16 protein-coding genes are annotated in these 17,328 nt (G+C 69.9%); 8 read left to right on the plus strand and 8 right to left on the minus strand.

Annotated elements, in window-relative coordinates:
* Window positions 1-7 precede the first annotated feature (7 nt).
* Window positions 8-580, minus strand: a complete 573-nt coding sequence (locus ABFX54_RS23560) for a Uma2 family endonuclease (RefSeq protein ID WP_346108102.1) — start codon at window positions 578-580, stop codon at window positions 8-10.
* Window positions 581-700: 120 nt separating this feature from the next.
* Here ABFX54_RS23560 and ABFX54_RS23565 point away from each other — a divergent pair, with 120 nt between their 5' ends.
* Both ABFX54_RS23565 and ABFX54_RS23570 read left to right on the plus strand, forming a co-directional pair.
* A complete protein-coding gene (locus ABFX54_RS23565) occupies window positions 701-934 on the plus strand; it encodes a hypothetical protein (RefSeq protein ID WP_346108062.1) in 234 nt (77 codons plus the stop codon).
* A gap of 84 nt (window positions 935-1,018) precedes the next feature.
* Window positions 1,019-1,759: a metallophosphoesterase family protein gene (locus ABFX54_RS23570; protein ID WP_346108064.1), complete on the plus strand. Its 741-nt coding sequence runs from the start codon at window positions 1,019-1,021 to the stop codon at window positions 1,757-1,759.
* Between the two features lie 228 nt (window positions 1,760-1,987).
* On the opposite strand, the gene ABFX54_RS23575 is transcribed toward ABFX54_RS23570, so the two are convergent.
* Both ABFX54_RS23575 and ABFX54_RS23580 read right to left on the minus strand, forming a co-directional pair.
* On the minus strand, window positions 1,988-3,310 hold the full coding sequence (locus tag ABFX54_RS23575; protein WP_346108066.1) for an MFS transporter: 1,323 nt from the start codon (window positions 3,308-3,310) through the stop codon (window positions 1,988-1,990).
* Between the two features lie 290 nt (window positions 3,311-3,600).
* Window positions 3,601-4,539, minus strand: a complete 939-nt coding sequence (locus ABFX54_RS23580) for a cyclase family protein (protein ID WP_346108068.1) — start codon at window positions 4,537-4,539, stop codon at window positions 3,601-3,603.
* A 579-nt stretch (window positions 4,540-5,118) separates the two neighbouring features.
* On the opposite strand from ABFX54_RS23580, the gene ABFX54_RS23585 reads away from it, so the two are divergent.
* Window positions 5,119-5,289 (plus strand): hypothetical protein, encoded by a 171-nt coding sequence (locus ABFX54_RS23585; RefSeq protein WP_346108070.1) that lies wholly within the window; start codon window positions 5,119-5,121, stop codon window positions 5,287-5,289.
* 151 nt (window positions 5,290-5,440) lie between these two features.
* On the opposite strand, the gene ABFX54_RS23590 is transcribed toward ABFX54_RS23585, so the two are convergent.
* From ABFX54_RS23590 to ABFX54_RS23600, 3 genes are all read right to left on the minus strand, one after another.
* Window positions 5,441-5,791, minus strand: a complete 351-nt coding sequence (locus tag ABFX54_RS23590; RefSeq protein WP_346108071.1) for a nuclear transport factor 2 family protein — start codon at window positions 5,789-5,791, stop codon at window positions 5,441-5,443.
* Window positions 5,792-5,806: 15 nt separating this feature from the next.
* A complete protein-coding gene (locus ABFX54_RS23595) occupies window positions 5,807-6,214 on the minus strand; it encodes a hypothetical protein (RefSeq protein WP_346108073.1) in 408 nt (135 codons plus the stop codon).
* 634 nt (window positions 6,215-6,848) lie between these two features.
* Window positions 6,849-8,510 (minus strand): class I adenylate-forming enzyme family protein, encoded by a 1,662-nt coding sequence (locus ABFX54_RS23600; RefSeq protein WP_346108075.1) that lies wholly within the window; start codon window positions 8,508-8,510, stop codon window positions 6,849-6,851.
* 307 nt (window positions 8,511-8,817) lie between these two features.
* Between ABFX54_RS23600 and ABFX54_RS23605 the strand changes: the two genes are divergently transcribed.
* On the plus strand, window positions 8,818-10,431 hold the full coding sequence (locus ABFX54_RS23605; RefSeq protein ID WP_346108077.1) for an endo-1,4-beta-xylanase: 1,614 nt from the start codon (window positions 8,818-8,820) through the stop codon (window positions 10,429-10,431).
* Between the two features lie 101 nt (window positions 10,432-10,532).
* Here ABFX54_RS23605 and ABFX54_RS23610 read toward each other — a convergent pair whose 3' ends face one another.
* Together ABFX54_RS23610 and ABFX54_RS23615 are read right to left on the minus strand one after the other, a co-directional pair.
* A complete protein-coding gene (locus ABFX54_RS23610; RefSeq protein ID WP_346108079.1) occupies window positions 10,533-11,138 on the minus strand; it encodes a VOC family protein in 606 nt (201 codons plus the stop codon).
* Between the two features lie 62 nt (window positions 11,139-11,200).
* A complete protein-coding gene (locus ABFX54_RS23615) occupies window positions 11,201-12,265 on the minus strand; it encodes a LacI family DNA-binding transcriptional regulator (protein ID WP_346108081.1) in 1,065 nt (354 codons plus the stop codon).
* A 97-nt stretch (window positions 12,266-12,362) separates the two neighbouring features.
* Between ABFX54_RS23615 and ABFX54_RS23620 the strand changes: the two genes are divergently transcribed.
* The 4 genes from ABFX54_RS23620 to ABFX54_RS23635 all read left to right on the plus strand — a co-directional run.
* Complete coding sequence (locus ABFX54_RS23620; RefSeq protein WP_346108083.1) at window positions 12,363-13,634, plus strand: ABC transporter substrate-binding protein; 1,272 nt, start codon at window positions 12,363-12,365, stop codon at window positions 13,632-13,634.
* Window positions 13,634-14,506, plus strand: a complete 873-nt coding sequence (locus tag ABFX54_RS23625) for a carbohydrate ABC transporter permease (protein ID WP_346108085.1) — start codon at window positions 13,634-13,636, stop codon at window positions 14,504-14,506. The genes ABFX54_RS23620 and ABFX54_RS23625 overlap by 1 nt, the downstream gene beginning before the upstream one ends.
* A 55-nt stretch (window positions 14,507-14,561) precedes the next feature.
* Window positions 14,562-15,338 carry a carbohydrate ABC transporter permease gene (locus ABFX54_RS23630; protein ID WP_346108087.1) on the plus strand — a complete coding sequence of 259 codons (777 nt, stop codon included), beginning with the start codon at window positions 14,562-14,564 and terminating at the stop codon, window positions 15,336-15,338.
* A gap of 31 nt (window positions 15,339-15,369) precedes the next feature.
* On the plus strand, window positions 15,370-17,328 hold a 1,959-nt coding region (locus ABFX54_RS23635; protein WP_428834558.1), incomplete at its 3' end, for an alpha-mannosidase.

The raw sequence follows: 17,328 nt of genomic DNA on the forward strand, positions 1-17,328 counted from the left end.
CTGGCGTCTAGCGGGTGCGGCTCGGGTGGAGCGTGGTGAGGTCGATGTCGAGGTCGAAGGGGACCGCGAGCTTGAGCCGGTCATGGTGGACGCCGGTGGCGACGTAGGAGCGCGTGGTGGGGTCGAGTTCGTAGACATAGACGGCGGGCCGGCCGTTGATCTCTTCGACCAGCCAGAAGCGGGGGATCCCGGCCTCGGCGTAGAGGACCGGCTTGCGCTGCCTGTCTCGCACTTCGGACTCTTTGGAGACCGCTTCGACGGCGAGCACGACGTCCGCGGCATCGTAGCAGGCGACGTCGGGGCCGTGGGGCGCGTCGGGACCGACCACGATGATGTCGGGCTCCGGTCGCTGACGCGCACCCAGCTTCACGGTCATCTGCCCCACCACTTCGTGGTCCGCGGGCAAGAACTGCATCAGCGCGTGTTCCAACTCGCGGATGACTACGTGACGGAAGTGTCTCTGCGGGCTCACGAAGACCAAGCTTCCATCGATCAACTCTGTGTGCGCAGGCAAATCCGGAATGTGATCGAGATCTTCCGCTACGAAGCCCTCGGGGGGCGGGAAGATCCAGTCGGGCAGCTATGGAGACGTCATCCTGGTGATCATCGCTTCGGCAGTCATGGCTCAACGCTACCGATCTATTGCGCTCACGCCCGGTGAACGTCAAGACACGGAAGCGGAAGATAAGAAGATTGGTCCATGAAGTACTTGCTGGTGTTCGCGGAGCGGGACGACGCCGAGGAGGTCGCCGAGACGCTGGGGGAGTGGTTTCCCGAGCTGGGGGTGCCGCGCGTCGTACGGGAGACCCTCGCCGGCGAGGACGACGCCGAGGACGCGCAGTGGCTGGTCGTCGTTGAGGGACTGGACGCCGGTCACCTGGCCAAGGTCGACGAGCTGATCGACCGGTACGACGGGTGGCGCGAGGCGGAGTGAGCCGTACGGTTCGCGATCGGCTGAGTCGTTCGCCGGGTAGCGAACATCGGCTCCGGCGGTCGTGCGACACGGCAGAGTTGCCCTATGCGAATCGCCGTTCTCTCCGACATCCATGGTGTGCTGCCCGCGCTGGAGGCCGTGCTGGCCGAGCCCGAGGTGAAGTCCGCCGACCGGATCGTGCTCACCGGTGACGTGGCCGCGGGGCCGATGCCCGTGGAGACGCTCGACCTGCTCACCTCGCTGGGAGAGCGCGCGTCCTGGGTTAACGGCAACGCCGACCGTGAGCTCGTGGAGGTGGCGGCGGGCAAGGACTGCCCCTACCCGTCGTCGGTGTGGGCGGCGGGTCAGCTCAGGGAGGAGCAGGTCGAGTTCCTGGCCGGCCTTCCCGCCCGGCAGGAGATCGAGCTGGGGCGGCTGGGGCGGACGCTGTTCGTGCACGCCACGCCGCGCAGCGACGAGGAGACGATCCTCGTGGACAGCTCCCTGGCGCGATGGGGCGAGGTGCTGGCCGGGGAGAAGGCCGACACCGTGGTGCTGGGCAACACGCACATGCCGTTCGTCCGGCTGGCGGATCGGGTGCTGGTGGTCAACCCGGGGTCGGTCGGCATGCCGTACGGGCGCTACGGCGCGCAGTGGGCGCTGCTCGACGGGAAGAGCGGGGCGGTGACGTTGCGGACCACGCCGCTGGACGCGCGGACGGTGCGGGAGCGGCTGCTCGCCGAGAGCGGATACGAGGGCATCAGGGAGTGGGTGGACGAATACGTCACCAGCGTCTACTCCGACGCCGAGGCCCTGACGACATTCGCCGCCGCCGAGGGCCGGTGATGAGCGGTGACAGGAGTGATTGGCAGGGTCACGGCTCGGTGGTGCGCCCTGGCGGTTGGTCAGGCGCTCTGGGGCTGCTGGGCGAGTGATCGGTGGCTGGCGAGGTGATGGCTCGCCGGCAGGTGGGTGGTGGGGTAACGGTTCGCGGGTGGAGGGCTTGAGCGGTGGTGGCTTGTCGGCGGCTGGTTTGTGGGGTGGTGGCTCCTTGAGGAGATCACGAGGTGGTTGTCAGGCGGGGGCCTGGGCCGGGTCGGTGGGAGCCTGGTCGGTCGTGGCCTGCCTGCGGGCCTTCTCCGCCAGGGCGTGCTCGTCGGTCCTGGCGTCGTACGCGCGGAATCTCGGCAGGGCGGCGGCCAGCGCGAGGACGGCGGCCACGCACAGCGCGCCGCCCGCGCCGAGGGAGAAGCGGGTGCCGCCGAAGTTGGCCATGAGGCCGGCCCGCGCGTTGCCCAGCATCGGCCCGCTGGCGTAGGAGAGCAGTTCGATGCCGGCCAGGCGGCCGCGCAGCTCCGGCGGGATGGTCTGGTTCCACATCGTCAGGCGGAAGATGCCGCTGATCATGTCTGCCGCGCCGGCCAAGGCGAGGCAGACGAAGATCATCCAAACGTCCGGCGCGAAAGCGGTCAGGGTCACGGCCACGCCCCAGGCCGCGGCGGCGACGATCACGCCCACACCCTGCCGCTGGACGCGGGCCGTCCAGCGGCCGGTGAGCGAGGCGATCAGAGCGCCCACCGCGGCCGCCGAGTAGAGCAACCCGAGCGCCTCGGGCGCCCTCAGCTCCTCGGCCAGGAACGGGTAGAGCGCCGTCGACATCGCGAACACCATGGCGGCGATGTCCACCAGGTAGGTGCCCATCAGATCCTTGCGGCTCACGGCGTAACGGACGCCCTCGATCAGCGACCTGATCGAGGCAGGGGCGGCGTCGTCGGCGGGCGGGATGGCCCTGACCCGCCACAGCAGCACCAGGGAGAGCACGAACGTCAGCGTGTCGAGGGCGTAGGCGGAGGCCGTGCCCCAGGCCGTCAGCATCAGGCCGCCCAGCGCCGGGGCCACGATGGCGCCGAAGTTCCAGCGCAGGCTCGACAGCACCGCGGCCGCGCTCTGCTGCTCGTGCTTGACCACCTGCTGGATCACCGCCTCCAGGCTGGGCCGCTGCAACGAGCCCACGCCGGTGGCCAGCGCGCCCATCACGTACAGGACCCAGACCTGCGGGTCGGGCAGCATCGCGTTGATCATGAGCGCCGCGGAGGTGACCAGCAGCCCCAGCTCGCTCAGCCAGATGATCCGGCGGCGATCGAGCGCGTCGGCGATGGCGCCGCCCCACAGGCCGCACACCACCATCGGCACGAACTCCGCCAGGCTCACCAGCCCGACCGCCAGGTAGGAGTCCGTCAGCTCCTTCATCTGGTACGGCACCGCGACCATGGAGATCATCGTGCCGAACATCGTGATGACGCCGGACCCGAAGAGCAGCCGGTAGTCGCGCGAATCGCGTAGCGGGCTCAGATCCAGCGAAAGGTGACGGAGAAGACGTCTGACAGCGGCAAGCACGAGTCTAGATTGTCCGGCCAAGGTGCTGGCCGGGGCAAATGGATTCTTGTGCGTGGCGGCTGGGTCCTGGCTGATGTGTTGTACACGGGAGACGGTGTGCCCTCGCCGCTCGCGACCGTGTTCCAGGGTTTGGAACTTCAGGTGCCGAACTTCCCGTACGGAACGGGTGTTTCGCAGCCTGGCGGGCATCGCGGGAGCTGCGGGTCGGGCGGCGGGCACTTTGCGGCAGTGGGCGGATTGGGCTCATCTCACGGGCCGCAGTCAGGCGGCGGGCGCCTCGCGAAGCGGGGTCAGAAGGTGGCGATCGGGTTGACGGGGCTGCCGGAGGTGCCGGCGAGGCGGATCGGTGCGATCGCGAGCTGGAAGTCCCACTGGCCGAGCTCGGTGGCCGTCGCCGCGCACGCCTCCAGGTCGCAGTTGTCGAGCAGCCACAGACCCATCGCGACCAGGCCCACGGCGTGAACCGGCATCAGCACGTCGTCGTACCCCGACGGCAGAACCTCCTGCGGCGAGTCGGCGCCGATCAGTGCGACCTCGCGCTCACGCAGCCACGGCAGGCACGACGCGTGCCAGCCGGTCTGCGTGAAACCGGCGGTCGCGGCGGCCTCGTGCCGGGCGCGGCCGTAGCCGGTCCGCAGGAGCACCGCGTCGCCGGAGCGCACCCGTACGCCCTGACGGCGTTCGGCCTCCTCGAGGTCGTCCGGAAAGACTCCTTCGCCCGGTTCGAGCCACGGCACGCCCCGCGCGGCCGCGATGTCCAGCAGGACGCCGCGCGTGACGATCCCGTTCGCCGCCGCCGTGACGGTCGCCCACGCCGATCCCGTCGCGGGGTCGACCAGCGAGTGCGGCCGGCCGTTGTACATCTCGCCGTCCCAGAAGATGTGGCACGGCGAGTCGATATGGGTGACGGTGTTGCCGTGGAACGTGATGCCGAGCCGTTCGGAGGAGAAGCCCCAGCGCCGGTCCTTGTGGAACGCGGCCACCGGCATGTTCTCGGCCCCCGGCATGTCGGCGGCGCACGGGCACGACGTCGTCGATCGCTCCATGTCCTCCGGTACGGCGATCTCCCACGCGCACGACACGCTCCTGCCGTGGCGTACGGCGCGTGCCGCCGCCAGCCGGACGTCGTCGGTGACGTGGTTCAGCGTGCCGAGTTCGTCGGCTTCGCCCCACCGGCCCCAGTTCGACAGCGTGTCGAAGTAGCCGAGTATGTCGTCCTGGGTTGGCATCGGTCGCCCTGTCGTCGTCATCTCAGCGTCGACTCCTCCGGTCACGTGGTTCTAGGCACCGCAGGCAGGGTATCCCGATCTCTCTCCTTCGAGAGGAGCTTGCGTGTACGGGCTGGAGAGGTGGTCGAGCCTGGAGAGATGGCGCGGGGGACCTCGGTCCGGATCCCGAGGTCTTCCGGGGGAGATCCGGATCCCGAGGTCCTTCAGGGGATCGGTCTCGTCCGGGCGATCGTTCTTGTCAGGTGGATCGTCCTCGTTCTCGTCCGACGATCGTTCTCGTCCGGGTGGCCGTCCTCTTTCCGAGGATGTCCGTTTCCGGGAGGTAGCCCTCTTTCGAGGCCGTTCTTTCCGGGGGGCGTCGCCTGGGACCGGTCCTTGCCGGGTAGCTGTTTCCTTCCTGGGGTCGGCCTTTTCGCGGTGGGCCCCTTCCAGGGGCGGGCTTCTTCCAGGGAGTGGGGTTCTTCTGGAGAGTGGCCCTCTTTTCCGGGGGCGGGTCTTCGGGGGTCTCTTTGGGAGGGTGGGTCTCTTCGGGGGCTCCGTCCAGAGCGCCGGGAAGCTGTTCCGGAAGAGCTCGTTCTGGTGCCCGCGCCGATCGGCGTGCTGGTGGCCAGGCTGATCGGCGGGACGGTGGGCATGTGGCCGGTGGTCCTGACGGTGGTGGTCATCGGCGCGGTCGTGCCGATGATCGTGCCTGCGCTGTGGCCGATCCCCGGACGCGCGAGATGCCGCAAGCCCCGGCCCGGCCCTTAGAGGCCCCGGGCGGGTTGTCCCGGAGGAGCTTCCTCCAGGGCGCCCGGGAGGTTGTCCCGGAGGAGCTTCCTCCAGAGCGCCCGGGGGGTTGTCCCGGGCGCTCTTCGTTCAGAGTGTCCGGGAGCTCGGCCCGGGGTGGCTTCTTCTGGGGTCAGGACGGGACCTTGTCCAGGAAGCCGAGGACCTTGCGGATGCGGCCGTCCTCGGTCAGTTCGGCTACGTCGAAGCCGATGGCGACCGGCTCTCCGCCCTCGGGGCCCAGGTGCCAGGTGAAGCGGGCGATGTGGTGGTGGGCGTCGTACACCTCGCCCGCGGAGAAGACCAGGCCGGGGAACATGCCCTGTGCGGCCTCGATCACCGCGGCGATCCCGGCGTGGCCGGTGACGTCCGCGAGGGGGTCGGTGTAGGTGGCGTCCTCGGTCCAGAGGTCGGCCACGGCCTTGGCGCGGGCTTCGGGGTCGGTCTGGTTCCAGCAGTCGATGTAGCGGTCGATGAGGGTCATGGGGTGTCTCCTGTCCTAGTTGGTGCGGCTTCTGCGCAGGCCGATGATCTGGAGCTCGGCGAACCCGGCCACCACCAGGGCCTGGGCGATGGCCCAGACGGCGCCCATCGTGGTGAACCCGATCGCGCCCGTGACGACGGACGCGACGCTGCCCAGGGTCCAGATGACGTTCGCGGCGATCACCGCCTTGGTGGCGGCGGGGCTGATCGTGCGGTGGCCGGCCACGAGGGCGACGGCGGCGCCGTACGCGAGCAGGAAGCCGCCGATCGCGCGCAGCAGGCCGGCGTCCGGGCCGAGCAGGGTGCTCACCGGGCCGGCGAACGCGAGGTAGATCAGCCCGTTGCCGCCGGTGACGACGGCATCGGTGGCCAGCGCCAGGCGCAGGAACTTCATCCGGTCGGTGGTGACGGGTACGGCGGTCATCTCGGGCTCCTTCGTCGGGCCTCAGTGCGAACACCTGAAAGATGTCAGGCCGGGGGTAGGGGCCGCGATTACGCGCCAGGTAAGTGATGGTGTCTGCACCCGCGTTGACCAGGGGAGACGCGGCGAAGATTGTGGCCGTCGTCACAAGGGCTGCGGCCCGCGGCACGAGTCTGCCGTCGGGGCTCGGGGCTCGGGGCTCGGGGCTCGGGGGCTTTCCGGCAGAGTTCTTCGCGCGGGGGCTCGGAAGGGTTGCGGCCGCTGGTGTGGCGCGGATTGGGGCCGGGAGCGTTGGATCGAGCGCGCCGGAAGCCCGGGTAGCGCGTGCCGGGCGGAGGGTGGGCTGGGTGTCGCAAGCGCGCCGGGTGGCGGGGCCCGCTGGTGCCGTACGTGGGTGGTGCGTCCGGTGTTGAGGGTGGCGTGCCGGGCCAAGGGCTCGGTATCGGGCTCAGTGCTGTCGGCTGGGGCTCAGCGTCGCCGGTGATGGGTGTGGTGGTGCCAGGGTGGGGTGGGTGGGCCCGCGCGCCACGGCGGGGTGGGCGGGGGGCGCCGGGTGCGGCGGGGTCGAGGTCGTGCGGGGCGGGTCAGAGCCCAGGGCTTCGTGGGCTGGGTCGGAGGCCGGGGCTTTGCGGGTGGGTCAGAGGCCCAGGACTTCGCGACGGAGATGGGTTTTGAGGATCTTGCCGCCGGGGTTGCGGGGGAGTTCGCCGTCCCGGAACCAGAAGTGCGCGGGGATCTTGAACTTGGCGATCCGGTCCGTCAGGAACGTGCGCAGTTCGTCCCCCGTGACCGACGCCCCGGGTGCCGTGCGGATGACCGCCCCGACCTCCTCGCCCAGCTCGTCATGCGGTACGCCGATCACGGCGGCGTCGTCCACCGCCGGGTGTTCGAACAGGGCGGCCTCCACCTCGGCGCAGTAGACGTTCTCGCCGCCCCTGATCACCATGTCCTTGGCCCGGTCCACGATGTAGACGAAGCCCTCTTCGTCGATCTTGGCCAGGTCGCCCGTGTGCAGCCAGCCGTCGACGAACGTCTGCGCGGTCGCCTCCGGCTTGTTCCAGTAGCCGAGGATGACGTTCGGGCCGCGGACGCACAGTTCGCCGACCTCGCCGGGCGGGAGTTCGGCGCCCAGCGGGTCGACCACGCGTACGTCCACGACGGGCGAGGGACGGCCGATGCTGTCGGGTCTGGCCTGGTAGTCGGCGCCGCCGTTGCCGACGGCCAGGGCGGTGGTCTCGGTCATGCCGTAGCCGTTGGAGGGGGCGCGGTCGGGGAGGTTCGTGGTGATGCGTTCCAGGAGCTTGGGCGGGGCGGGCGCGCCACCGTAGCCGAGGGTGGTCAGGGACGACAGGTCGTACTTGCCGAAGTCGGGGTGGGACATGAGCTGCCAGGCGTTGGTGGGCACGCCGATCATCGCGGAAACGCGCTCACGCTCGATGAGGCGCAGCGCCTGCTCGGGATCCCACTTGTACATCAGCACCAGGCCGCCGCCGCTGAACATGGTGGTGGTCATGGCGGAGAAGCAGCCGGTGACGTGGAAGAGCGGGACGGTCAGCAGGGTGATCCTGCGGCTGCCGGCCGCCGCCGCGACGTCCTTGCCGGCCAGGGCGACCGCGCGCATCAGCCCGTACGCGACCGTCATCGGCGACTGTCCGAGGTTGCGGTGGCTGCCCAGGGCGCCCTTGGGGTGGCCGGTCGTGCCCGAGGTGTAGAAGATCGTGGCCGGGTCGTCGGGGAGGAGTTCGACGTCGGGAAGCTTCACGTCGGCGACGACCTCGCCCAGCACGTCCTCGAACGTGCGCGCCCCCGCCGGGGCCTCGCCGCGGGTGACGATCAGCGGCACGCCCGTCGAGGCCAGCTTGAGCGCCCGCTCACCGTCCGCGATCAGCACCTTGGCGCCGGAGTCGCTCACGCCGTAGGCCAGCTCGGCCTCCGTCCACCAGGCGTTGAGCGGTACGGCGATCGCCCCCGTCGCCAGCACGGCCGAGAACGAGATCACCCACTCCGGATAGTTGCGCATCGCCACGGCCACCCGATCGCCCTTGCCCACGCCGTACTCCTCGACCAGGCGGTTGGCCAGGGTGGCGGCGCGGCGGAAGTGGTCCTCGAACGTGATGTGCTCGTCCTCGTACACGAGGAAGACCTTCTCGCCGTGGAACCTGCTCATCTCCAGCAGCGCCCGGAAGTGCGCCGGCGCGTGCTTCCAGGTGCGTACGCCGGTGTCGCCGATCTCCTGCATCTCGAACAGCTGGCCGGGACCGGTGAGCTGAGCCTGGACCTGGGCGTGCGAAAGAGACATACCGCGAACTCCCGCAGTGGACGTTAATTCCGGATAAATTCACAGTACCGACCGGTAGGTACGTGGCGCTAGATACGCGTGTCGCGCCCAACCCGGCATGAAAGTTTCATAAACAGGCCGATAGTTTCTGACGGTCATCTGCTGCTTTGGCGCGGTGGTCAGCGCGCTGTTGACCACCCATGGGCAGATCAATACCGTCGGCGATGCGGTCTGACTCAGGCCGAAACTTTCGGAACCGAGTGCCTGCCTCCGGAGGTAGATGCCCGTGCATTCGTCCTCGCTCCTCAGAGTCCTCACGCTGGTGGGGATGCTCGCAGCCTTCCTCCTGCCCGCTACCGCGGCCGAAGCGTCGGGTCCCCTGCGCACGCACGCCGCCGCGCGCGGCAAGTTCATCGGCGCGGCGCTCGCCACCAGCCCGCTGTCCGGCGAGACCTCCTACCGCAACATCGCGGCTACCGAGTTCAGCCAGGTGACCGCCGAGAACGCGATGAAGTGGGACTCCACCCAGCCCAGCCAGGGCCAGTTCAACTTCTCCGGCGCCGACGCCATCGTCAACTTCGCCACGCAGAACAACCAGCAGGTCCACGGCCACACGCTGATCTGGCACCAGCAGACGCCCGGCTGGGTGCAGGGCCTCGGCGCCAGTGCCATGCGCACGGCGATCCAGAACCACATCAGCCAGGTCGTCGGCCGCTACGCCGACAATCCGGCCGTGGTGTCGTGGGACGTGGTGAACGAGGTCTTCGACGACAACGGCAACATGCGCACCTCGTTCTGGTACAACACGCTGGGCCAGAGCTACATCGCCGACGCCTTCCGCGCCGCCCGCGCCGCCGACTCCAACGCGCGTCTGTGCATCAACGACTACAACGTCGAGGGGATCAACGCCAAGAGCACCGCGATGTACAACCTGGTCTCGTCGCTGCGCCAGCAGGGCGTCCCGGTCGACTGCGTGGGCTTCCAGGGTCACCTCGCCATCCAGTACGGCTTCCCGAACGACCTGCAGCAGAACCTGCAGCGCTTCGCCGACCTCGGCGTGCAGGTGCGGATCACCGAACTGGACGTCCGCATGCAGATGCCCAGGAACAGCAGCAAGGACACCACCCAGGCCACCTACTACCGCAACGTCGTCAACGCCTGCAACGCGGTCACCGCCTGCGCCGGGGTGACGATCTGGGGCTTCACCGACAAGTACTCGTGGGTGCCGGACACGTTCTCCGGTGAGGGCGCCGCGCTGATCTACGACGAGAGCTACCAGCAGAAGCCCTCGTACACCGCCGTGCACGACGCGCTCTCCGGCGGCACCTCCACCGACACCACGCCGCCGACCACGCCGGGCACGCCCGCGTCGAGCAACGTCACCTCCAACTCCGCCACCCTGACCTGGTCCGCCTCGACCGACAGCGGCGGCAGCGGGCTGGCCGGGTACGACGTCTACCGCGAGCAGGGGGCGACGGACACGCTGCTCGGGCGCAGCACCACCGCGTCGATCAACCTGACCGGGCTGACCCCGAGCACGCAGTACCAGGTCTACGTACGGGCGCGGGACGGGGCGGGGAACCTCTCCGGCAACTCGGCGGCGGCCACGTTCACCACCACGACCGGGCCCGTCGGCGGCGGCTGCACGGCCGCGGCGACCGTGCAGACCCAGTGGAGCACCGGCTACGTCGTGCAGCCCGTGACGGTCACCAACAGCGGCTCGTCCGCGATCACCGGCTGGACCGTCACCTTCACCCTGCCCGCCGGCCACACCCTGACCGGCTCGTGGAACGCCGCCGTGACCGTCAGCGGCCAGAACGTCACGGCCAGGAACGCGAACTACAACGGCAACCTGGGCGCGGGGGCGAGCACCAGCTTCGGCTTCCAGGTCAGCCGGCCGAACGGCGACACGCAGACGCCCTCCGGCTACGCCTGCGCATGAGCGGGGATCCCCCGGGGTGGACCTGCCCGCCTGCCCGCCCGGCATGTGGTGACCACCCCGGGGGATCCTCTCGGCGTCCGGACAGCCTCCCCGAGGAGGTGTCACCGCTCCAGGGTGATCCCCTCGCGGCGGAGGTCCTCCACGATGCCGTCCACCAGGCGGGTGGCGACCGTGTGGCGCAGGCGTCCCTCCTCGCGCAGCTCACGCACGGCCGGAACGGGGTCGGGGTCGGCGAAGAGCCGCTCGTCGGCGTAGTCCACCGGGCGCCCCGTCGGGTCGACGGTCCACCAGGACGCCTCCATCGCGATGCCGTTGGGGTCGCTGAAGTAGATCGAGCGCAGGAATCCGTGGTCGATGACGTCGGTGACCTCGCAGCCGTGCTCCTTGAGCCGGTCGCGCAGCCGGTTGAGCGCGTCCTCGTCCGGCAGGTGCAGCGAGAGGTGGTCGAACTGGGCCGCCTTCGCGTACGGGACGCCGGCCGGCTTGGCGAAGCTGTCGAGGTCCTGGCCGGTGTACTCGAAGAAGGCGACGGTGTTGCCCGTGCCGACCTCGAAGAAGTAGTGCTTGAACGCGGGGACGGCGAGGGTGGTGACGAGCCGGGCGTCGAGCACGCCGTGCCAGAAGCGCACGGTGGCGTCCATGTCCGAGGTCACGAGGGCGAGATGGTGCACACCGCGCCAGTGCACCGTTTCCGGGGTCGCAGCCATGCCTCAAACGTACGCCTTTCAACTACTCCCGGTAAGAGGCGGCTCAGAGCATCTAAACCGCTTTAGTGAGGTGCGGCCGTGCTCCCCCTGATGACGAGGCGGGGCGTGGCGGTCTTGACGTTCCGCCGGGTGCCGGGGTCGGCGATCACCTCCAGCACGACCTCGGCCACCTGCCCGCCGAGCGCGAACGTGTCGCGCGACAGGGAGGTGATGGCCGGATGGGTCACCCGGGTCAGCACGGAGTCGTCGAAGGCCACGACGGACAGCTCGTCCGGCACGCGCACGCCCATCTCCATCGCGACCCCGAGGCCGGCCAGGGCCATCACGTCGCTGTCGTACACGATCGCGGTCGGACGGGCGGCCGGACGGGCGGCCGGACGGGGGTTCGGCCGAGAGGCCCCGGCCCGTCCGCGTGAGAGCAGCGTCCGCGTCGCCGCCGCGCCCTCGGCGTCGCTGTAGTCGGTGGGCAGCGACACCGCGCCGGTCAGGCCGAGCCGCCTGGCCGAGTCGCGCAGCGCGCGGATGCGCCGCTGGGTGTGCCGGAACCCGGGCAGGCCCGCGACGTGCGCGATCCGCCGGTGCCCGAGCGCGGCCAGGTAGTCGACGACCGACAGCATCGCCTCCCTGTCGTCGGCCCATACGCTGGACAGCGGCCCTGGCCCGCCCGACCCGCCGAGCACCACGGCCGGCGCCCCCAGCTCCTCCAATGCCGCCGGGCGCGGATCGCGGACCTGCGGGTCGACCAGGATGAACCCGTCCACCCGGTGCGCCGACGTCCACTCGCGGTAGACCTCGATCTCGGCCGCGGAGTCCTCGACGACGAGCAGGTGCATGGCCACCTGCTGGCGCGAGAGCCGGGCCTGCAGCCCCGACAGGAGCTGGGCGAAGAACGGCTCCACGCCCAGTGTGCTGGCCGGCCGGGCGATCACCAGCCCGACGGCCTCCGCCCTGGCCCCGCCGAGCGCCCTGGCGGCGCTGTGGGGCCGCCAGTTCATCTCCCTGGCCGCCTCCAGGATGCGCGCCCTGGTCGCCTCGCTGACCCCGGGGCGGCCGTTCAGCGCGAACGACACCGCGCCCTTGGACACCCCCACCCGCTGGGCGATGTCGGCGATCGTGGGTCGGGCCAACGCGCGCTCCCTCGGTCTCCTGGCACCTATTGACAGCGGAGTCTAGCCCGGTAATAGTCCGGCAACTAGAGCGGTTTAGTGCCCTAAGGAGAGCGCGATGCGAAGGTACTGGGCAGGACTGGCCTTACTGGTCGTCACGATCGCGGGCTGCGGGCTCGGCGGGACCGCGGAGGAGGCGGCGCCGGCCCCGAGCGCGGGCGGCGAGGTGAAGGGCAAGGTGAGCCTGCAGACGTGGGCGCTGAAGCCGAAGTTCACCGACTACGTCCAGGGCGTCATCGACGGCTTCGAGAAGCGGTATCCGGGCACCGAGGTCGAATGGCTCGACCAGCCGGCGGAGGGCTACTCCGACAAGGTCCTCAGCCAGGCGGCCGGCGGCACCCTGCCCGACGTCGTCAACCTGCCGCCCGACTTCGCCGTCCCGCTCATCCGGCAGGGCATCCTGCTCGACGTCGCCCAGGCCGACCAGAAGCTGGCCGCCGAATACGTCCCCGGCGCCCTCGACGCCTACCGCTACCCGGGAGTCCAGGGCGCCTACGGCTACCCCTGGTACCTCAACACCGACGTCAACTACTGGAACACCGAGTTGCTCACGAAGAACGGGCTCGACCCGGAGAAACTGCCGGCGACACTGGACGAGCTCATCGCCCAGGCCAGGACGCTCAAGGAGAAGTCGGGCGGCAAGGTCTATCTGATGAGCCGCCGCCCCGAGCTGGGCGACCTGACGAACGCGGGCGTGCCGATCATGTCGCCCGACGGCACCCGGTTCACCTTCAACACCCCCGAGGCGGTGGCGCTGCTCGACAAGTACCGCGACGCGTTCAAGGAGGGGCTGCTGCCCCGCGACGTGCTCACCGACACCTACGCGGGCAACGCCAAGCTCTTCAACGAGGGCACGGTCGCCTGGACGACCGGCGGCGGCAACTACATCACGAGCCTGGCCACCGACAACCCGAGCCTGGCGCCCAAGGTCGTGCCGTCGAAGGCGATGGGCACGCCGCCCCTCTACGTGCAGGGCCTGTCGATCTCCAAGGCGACGAAGAACGCGCCCGCCGCGCTCGCCCTGGCCCGCTGGGTGACCAGCGCCGAGAACCAGGCCGCGTTCGCCCATCTGGTGAACATCTTCCCCAGCACCACGGCCTCGGCGAACGACCCGTTCTTCAGCAAGAGCGACGGCAGCAACTCCGGCGACGCGAAGGTGATCGCGTTCGAGTCGCTGGCGCGGGCGAAGGTGCTGGAGCCCGTCCAGGTCACCGAGGCGATGAAGAAGCTGGTCAGGCAGCAGTTCTCGCTGGCGATCAGCGGCGAGGCCACGTCGCGGGAGGCGCTGGACGCCGCCGTGGCCAAGTGCGACGAGCTGCTCAAGAGCTGATGACCCATCACCGCTGGTTCACGCCGTGGGTGCTGGTGGCGCCCGCGGCGGTCTGGTTGTTCGTGTTCTCTGTGTGGCCGGCGATCAACACGGTGGTGCTGGCGTTCACCAACGCCAAGCCGCTGGGCGGCGGCCACTTCACCGGCCTGGCCAACTTCGAGCGCGCGCTGAGCGACGCCCAGCTCGTGGACGCGCTGATCAACAGCATCGTGTTCATGCTGGTCTGCCTGCCGTTGCTGACCATGCTGCCGCTGCTGATCGCGATCCTGGTGGAGAAGAAGCTGCCCGGCATCACGTTCTTCCGCACGGCCTTCTACACCCCCGTGGTGGCCTCGGCGGTGGTGGTGGCGCTGATCTGGGGCTGGCTGCTGGACGACCGGGGCCTGGTGAACGGCCTGGCGCAGTGGCTGGGGGTGGTGGCGGCGCCGGTGCCGTTCCTGACCGAGCGGTGGCTGCTGCTGTTCAGCGCGATCAGCCTGACCGTCTGGAAGGGCCTCGGCTACTACATGATCATCTACCTGTCGGCGCTCGGGAACGTCCGGCGCGAGCTGCACGAGGCCGCCGCCGTGGACGGCGCGGGCCCGGTGCGCCGCTTCTGGAGCGTCACCGTGCCCGGCGTGCGCAACACGATGCTGCTGGTCTCGGTGCTGGTTTCGGTCTCGGCGCTGCGCGTGTTCTCCGAGCTGTACGTGCTCTCGAACGGCACCGGCGGCCCTGGCGGCCGGGACATGTCGCTGGTGATGCTCATCCAGCTCTACGGCCGCGGCTTCACCGGCCATCTCGGCTACGCCTCGGCGCTCAGCCTGCTGCTGCTCGTCGTCACGATCGGGCCGATGCTGGCGCTGCTGCGGCTCAACAGGAAGGCGGCCTGACATCACCAGAGTCAGCGCCCGTGAGAAGGCTCTCCGCTACGTCCTGCTCCTGCTCGTGCTGGTCATCACCGTCTCGCCGTTCCTGTGGCAGCTGTCCACCTCGCTGAAGAGCCTCCAGGAGGACATCTACACCGGCACGCCCAGCTTCTGGCCGGAGCAGCCGACGCTGTCCAACTACGCCGAGGTCGCCGAGACGATCCCGGTCTGGTCGTACGCGGTCAACTCGCTGATGGTGGCCGCCATCGTGGTGGCGGGCAACGCCGCCGGGGCCACGCTCGCCGGTTTCGCCCTGGCCAAGCTCCGCTTCAGGGGCGTGAAGCTGCTGCTCGGGCTGTTCCTGGCGACGCTCGTGCTGCCCGCCGAGGTGACGATCATCTCCCAGTACGTGACCGTCCGCTCACTCGGTCTGGCCGACACCCTCCTGGGGGTGGCGTTGCCCGGCGCGATCGGGATGCTTAACGTGCTGTTGATGCGTACCGCGTTTCAGGCGATTCCTCCCGAAATGGACGAAGCCGCGATCATCGATGGGGCGACGGCGTGGCAGCGGCTGCGCCACGTCGGCCTGCCGAACGTGCGTGGCATGCTCAGCGTGGTCACGATCTTCGCGTTCATCGGCGCATGGGACGACTTCCTGTGGCCGCTGATCGTCCTGACCGACCCCGACAACTACACACTCACCGTCGGCCTGCAGTATTTGAACGGCACGTTCAGCGCCAACCCGCGCCTGATCGCCGCGGGGACGATGATCTCGTTCCTGCCGATCGTGATCGTGTTCGCCGTCCTCCAGCGCTTCTTCTTCAAGGGCGTGGAGGAAGGCGCCATTAAAGGCTGATAAATCACCATCTGCGGAGAGGTTTTTCCTGATGCATGACGACCGTGACCTGGTCGAAGCCCGTCTGAAGCGTGTCCTTGACGAGCGGATCCGCCCGGCGATCTACCCCGAGTCCATACCGCTGGAGATCTCCGTGTGGCACGCGCCCGGCGAGCCCGTACCGGTGGCGGAGGGCCTGGCCGCGACGCCCGGCCCGATCGCGGTCGGAGACCCGTGGGGCCCGCCGTGGAGCACGAGCTGGTTCACCGTGACCGGCACCGTGCCGCGTGAGTGGAGCGGGAAGATCGTGGAGGCCATCCTCGACCTGGGCTTCGATCCGGGGAAGGTCGGCTTCCAGTGTGAGGGCCTGGTCTATCGCCCCGACGGCACGCCGGTGAAGTCGCTCAACCCGCGCACGCCGTGGGTGCGGATCGGCTCCCCGGCCGGGGGCGGCGAGGAGGTACGCCTGCACATCGAGGCCGCCTCCAACCCGGTCATCCTCGACTACCACCCCTTCCTGCCGACCCAGCTCGGCGACAAGGAGACGGCCGGCTCCGACCCGCTCTACCGGCTGGGCCGGATGGAGCTGGCCGTCTTCGACAAGACGGTGTGGGAGCTGGTCATGGACCTGGAGGTGCTCGGCGAGCTCATGCTGGAGCTGCCCGCCGACAGCGGCAGGCGGCACGAGATCCTGCGCGCGGTGAACCGGGCGCTGGACGCGGTCGACCTCCAGGACGTGGGCGGCAGCGCGGCGGCCGCCAGGGCCGAGCTGACCGGGGTGCTGTCGTCGCCCGCCGTGCCATCCGCGCACCGGGTCACCGCCGTCGGGCACGCCCACATCGACTCGGCCTGGCTGTGGCCGCTGCGCGAGACCGTGCGCAAGGTGGCCCGCACCGCCTCCAACATGACCGCGCTGCTGGAGGACGAGCCGGACTTCGTCTTCGCCATGTCGCAGGCGCAGCAGTGGGCGTGGATCAAGGAGCACCGGCCCGAGGTGTGGGCGAAGGTGACCAAGGCGGTGGCGGCCGGGCGGTTCGTCCCGACGGGCGGCATGTGGGTGGAGTCCGACACCAACATGCCCGGCTCCGAGGCCATGGCCAGGCAGTTCGTGCACGGCAAGCGCTTCTTCATCGACGAGTTCGGGGTCGACAACGAGGAGGTGTGGCTGCCGGACACGTTCGGGTTCGCCGCCGGGCTGCCGCAGATCATCAGGGCCGCGGGGGCCAAGCGGCTGCTCACGCAGAAGATCTCGTGGAGCCAGACGAACACGTTCCCGCACCACACGTTCCTGTGGGAGGGCATCGACGGCAGCCGCGTCTTCACCCACTTCCCGCCGGTCGACTCCTACAACTGCTCGATGACCGGCCACGAGCTCGCGCACGCCGCGCGCAACTTCAAGGACAAGGGCGTGGCGCGCCACTCCCTGGCCCCGACCGGGTACGGCGACGGCGGCGGCGGCACGACGCGGGAGATGGTGGCCAAGGCGGCCAGGGTCCGCGACCTGGAGGGCTCGCCCCAGGTCGAGTGGAACACGCCCGACCACTTCTTCGCCGCGGCCGAGGCCGAGTACCCGAACCCGCCGGTGTGGGTGGGCGAGCTCTACCTGGAGCTGCACCGGGCCACGCTGACCAGCCAGGCCAAGACCAAGCAGGGCAACCGGCGCAGTGAGGCGCTGCTGCGCGAGGCCGAGCTGTGGGCGGCCACGGCGGCCGTGCGCGGCGGGGCCGAGTATCCCTACCAGGCGCTGGACCGGCTCTGGAAGACGGTGCTGCTGCACCAGTTCCACGACATCCTGCCGGGCTCGTCGATCGCGTGGGTGCACCGGGAGGCGCGCAGGACGTACGAGCTGGTGGCCGAAGAGCTCGACGCGATCATCGACGGCGCCCAGCGGGCCCTGGCGGGCGGCTCGGCCGGCGGCACCCTGGTCTTCAACGGCGCCCCGCACACCCGCGGCGGCGTGCCCGCGGGCGGCGCCGCGCCGGCGGTCACCGGCGCGGGCACCCGGGCGGAG

It is taken from the genome of Nonomuraea maheshkhaliensis (genome assembly GCF_039529435.1).
Classification (GTDB): Bacteria; Actinomycetota; Actinomycetes; order Streptosporangiales; family Streptosporangiaceae; genus Nonomuraea; species Nonomuraea maheshkhaliensis.

What these genes read in the sequence shown, in the direction of transcription:
- ABFX54_RS23565 (WP_346108062.1), top strand. Translation starts at nt 701, where the DNA reads ATGAAGTACTTGCTGGTGTTCGCGGAGCGGGACGACGCCGAGGAGGTC.
- ABFX54_RS23570 (WP_346108064.1), top strand. Translation starts at nt 1,019, where the DNA reads ATGCGAATCGCCGTTCTCTCCGACATCCATGGTGTGCTGCCCGCGCTG.
- ABFX54_RS23580 (WP_346108068.1), bottom strand. Translation starts at nt 4,539, where the DNA reads ATGCCAACCCAGGACGACATACTCGGCTACTTCGACACGCTGTCGAAC.
- ABFX54_RS23590 (WP_346108071.1), bottom strand. Translation starts at nt 5,791, where the DNA reads ATGACCCTCATCGACCGCTACATCGACTGCTGGAACCAGACCGACCCC.
- ABFX54_RS23595 (WP_346108073.1), bottom strand. Translation starts at nt 6,214, where the DNA reads ATGACCGCCGTACCCGTCACCACCGACCGGATGAAGTTCCTGCGCCTG.
- ABFX54_RS23600 (WP_346108075.1), bottom strand. Translation starts at nt 8,510, where the DNA reads ATGTCTCTTTCGCACGCCCAGGTCCAGGCTCAGCTCACCGGTCCCGGC.
- ABFX54_RS23605 (WP_346108077.1), top strand. Translation starts at nt 8,818, where the DNA reads ATGCTCGCAGCCTTCCTCCTGCCCGCTACCGCGGCCGAAGCGTCGGGT.
- ABFX54_RS23610 (WP_346108079.1), bottom strand. Translation starts at nt 11,138, where the DNA reads ATGGCTGCGACCCCGGAAACGGTGCACTGGCGCGGTGTGCACCATCTC.
- ABFX54_RS23620 (WP_346108083.1), top strand. Translation starts at nt 12,363, where the DNA reads ATGCGAAGGTACTGGGCAGGACTGGCCTTACTGGTCGTCACGATCGCG.
- ABFX54_RS23625 (WP_346108085.1), top strand. Translation starts at nt 13,634, where the DNA reads ATGACCCATCACCGCTGGTTCACGCCGTGGGTGCTGGTGGCGCCCGCG.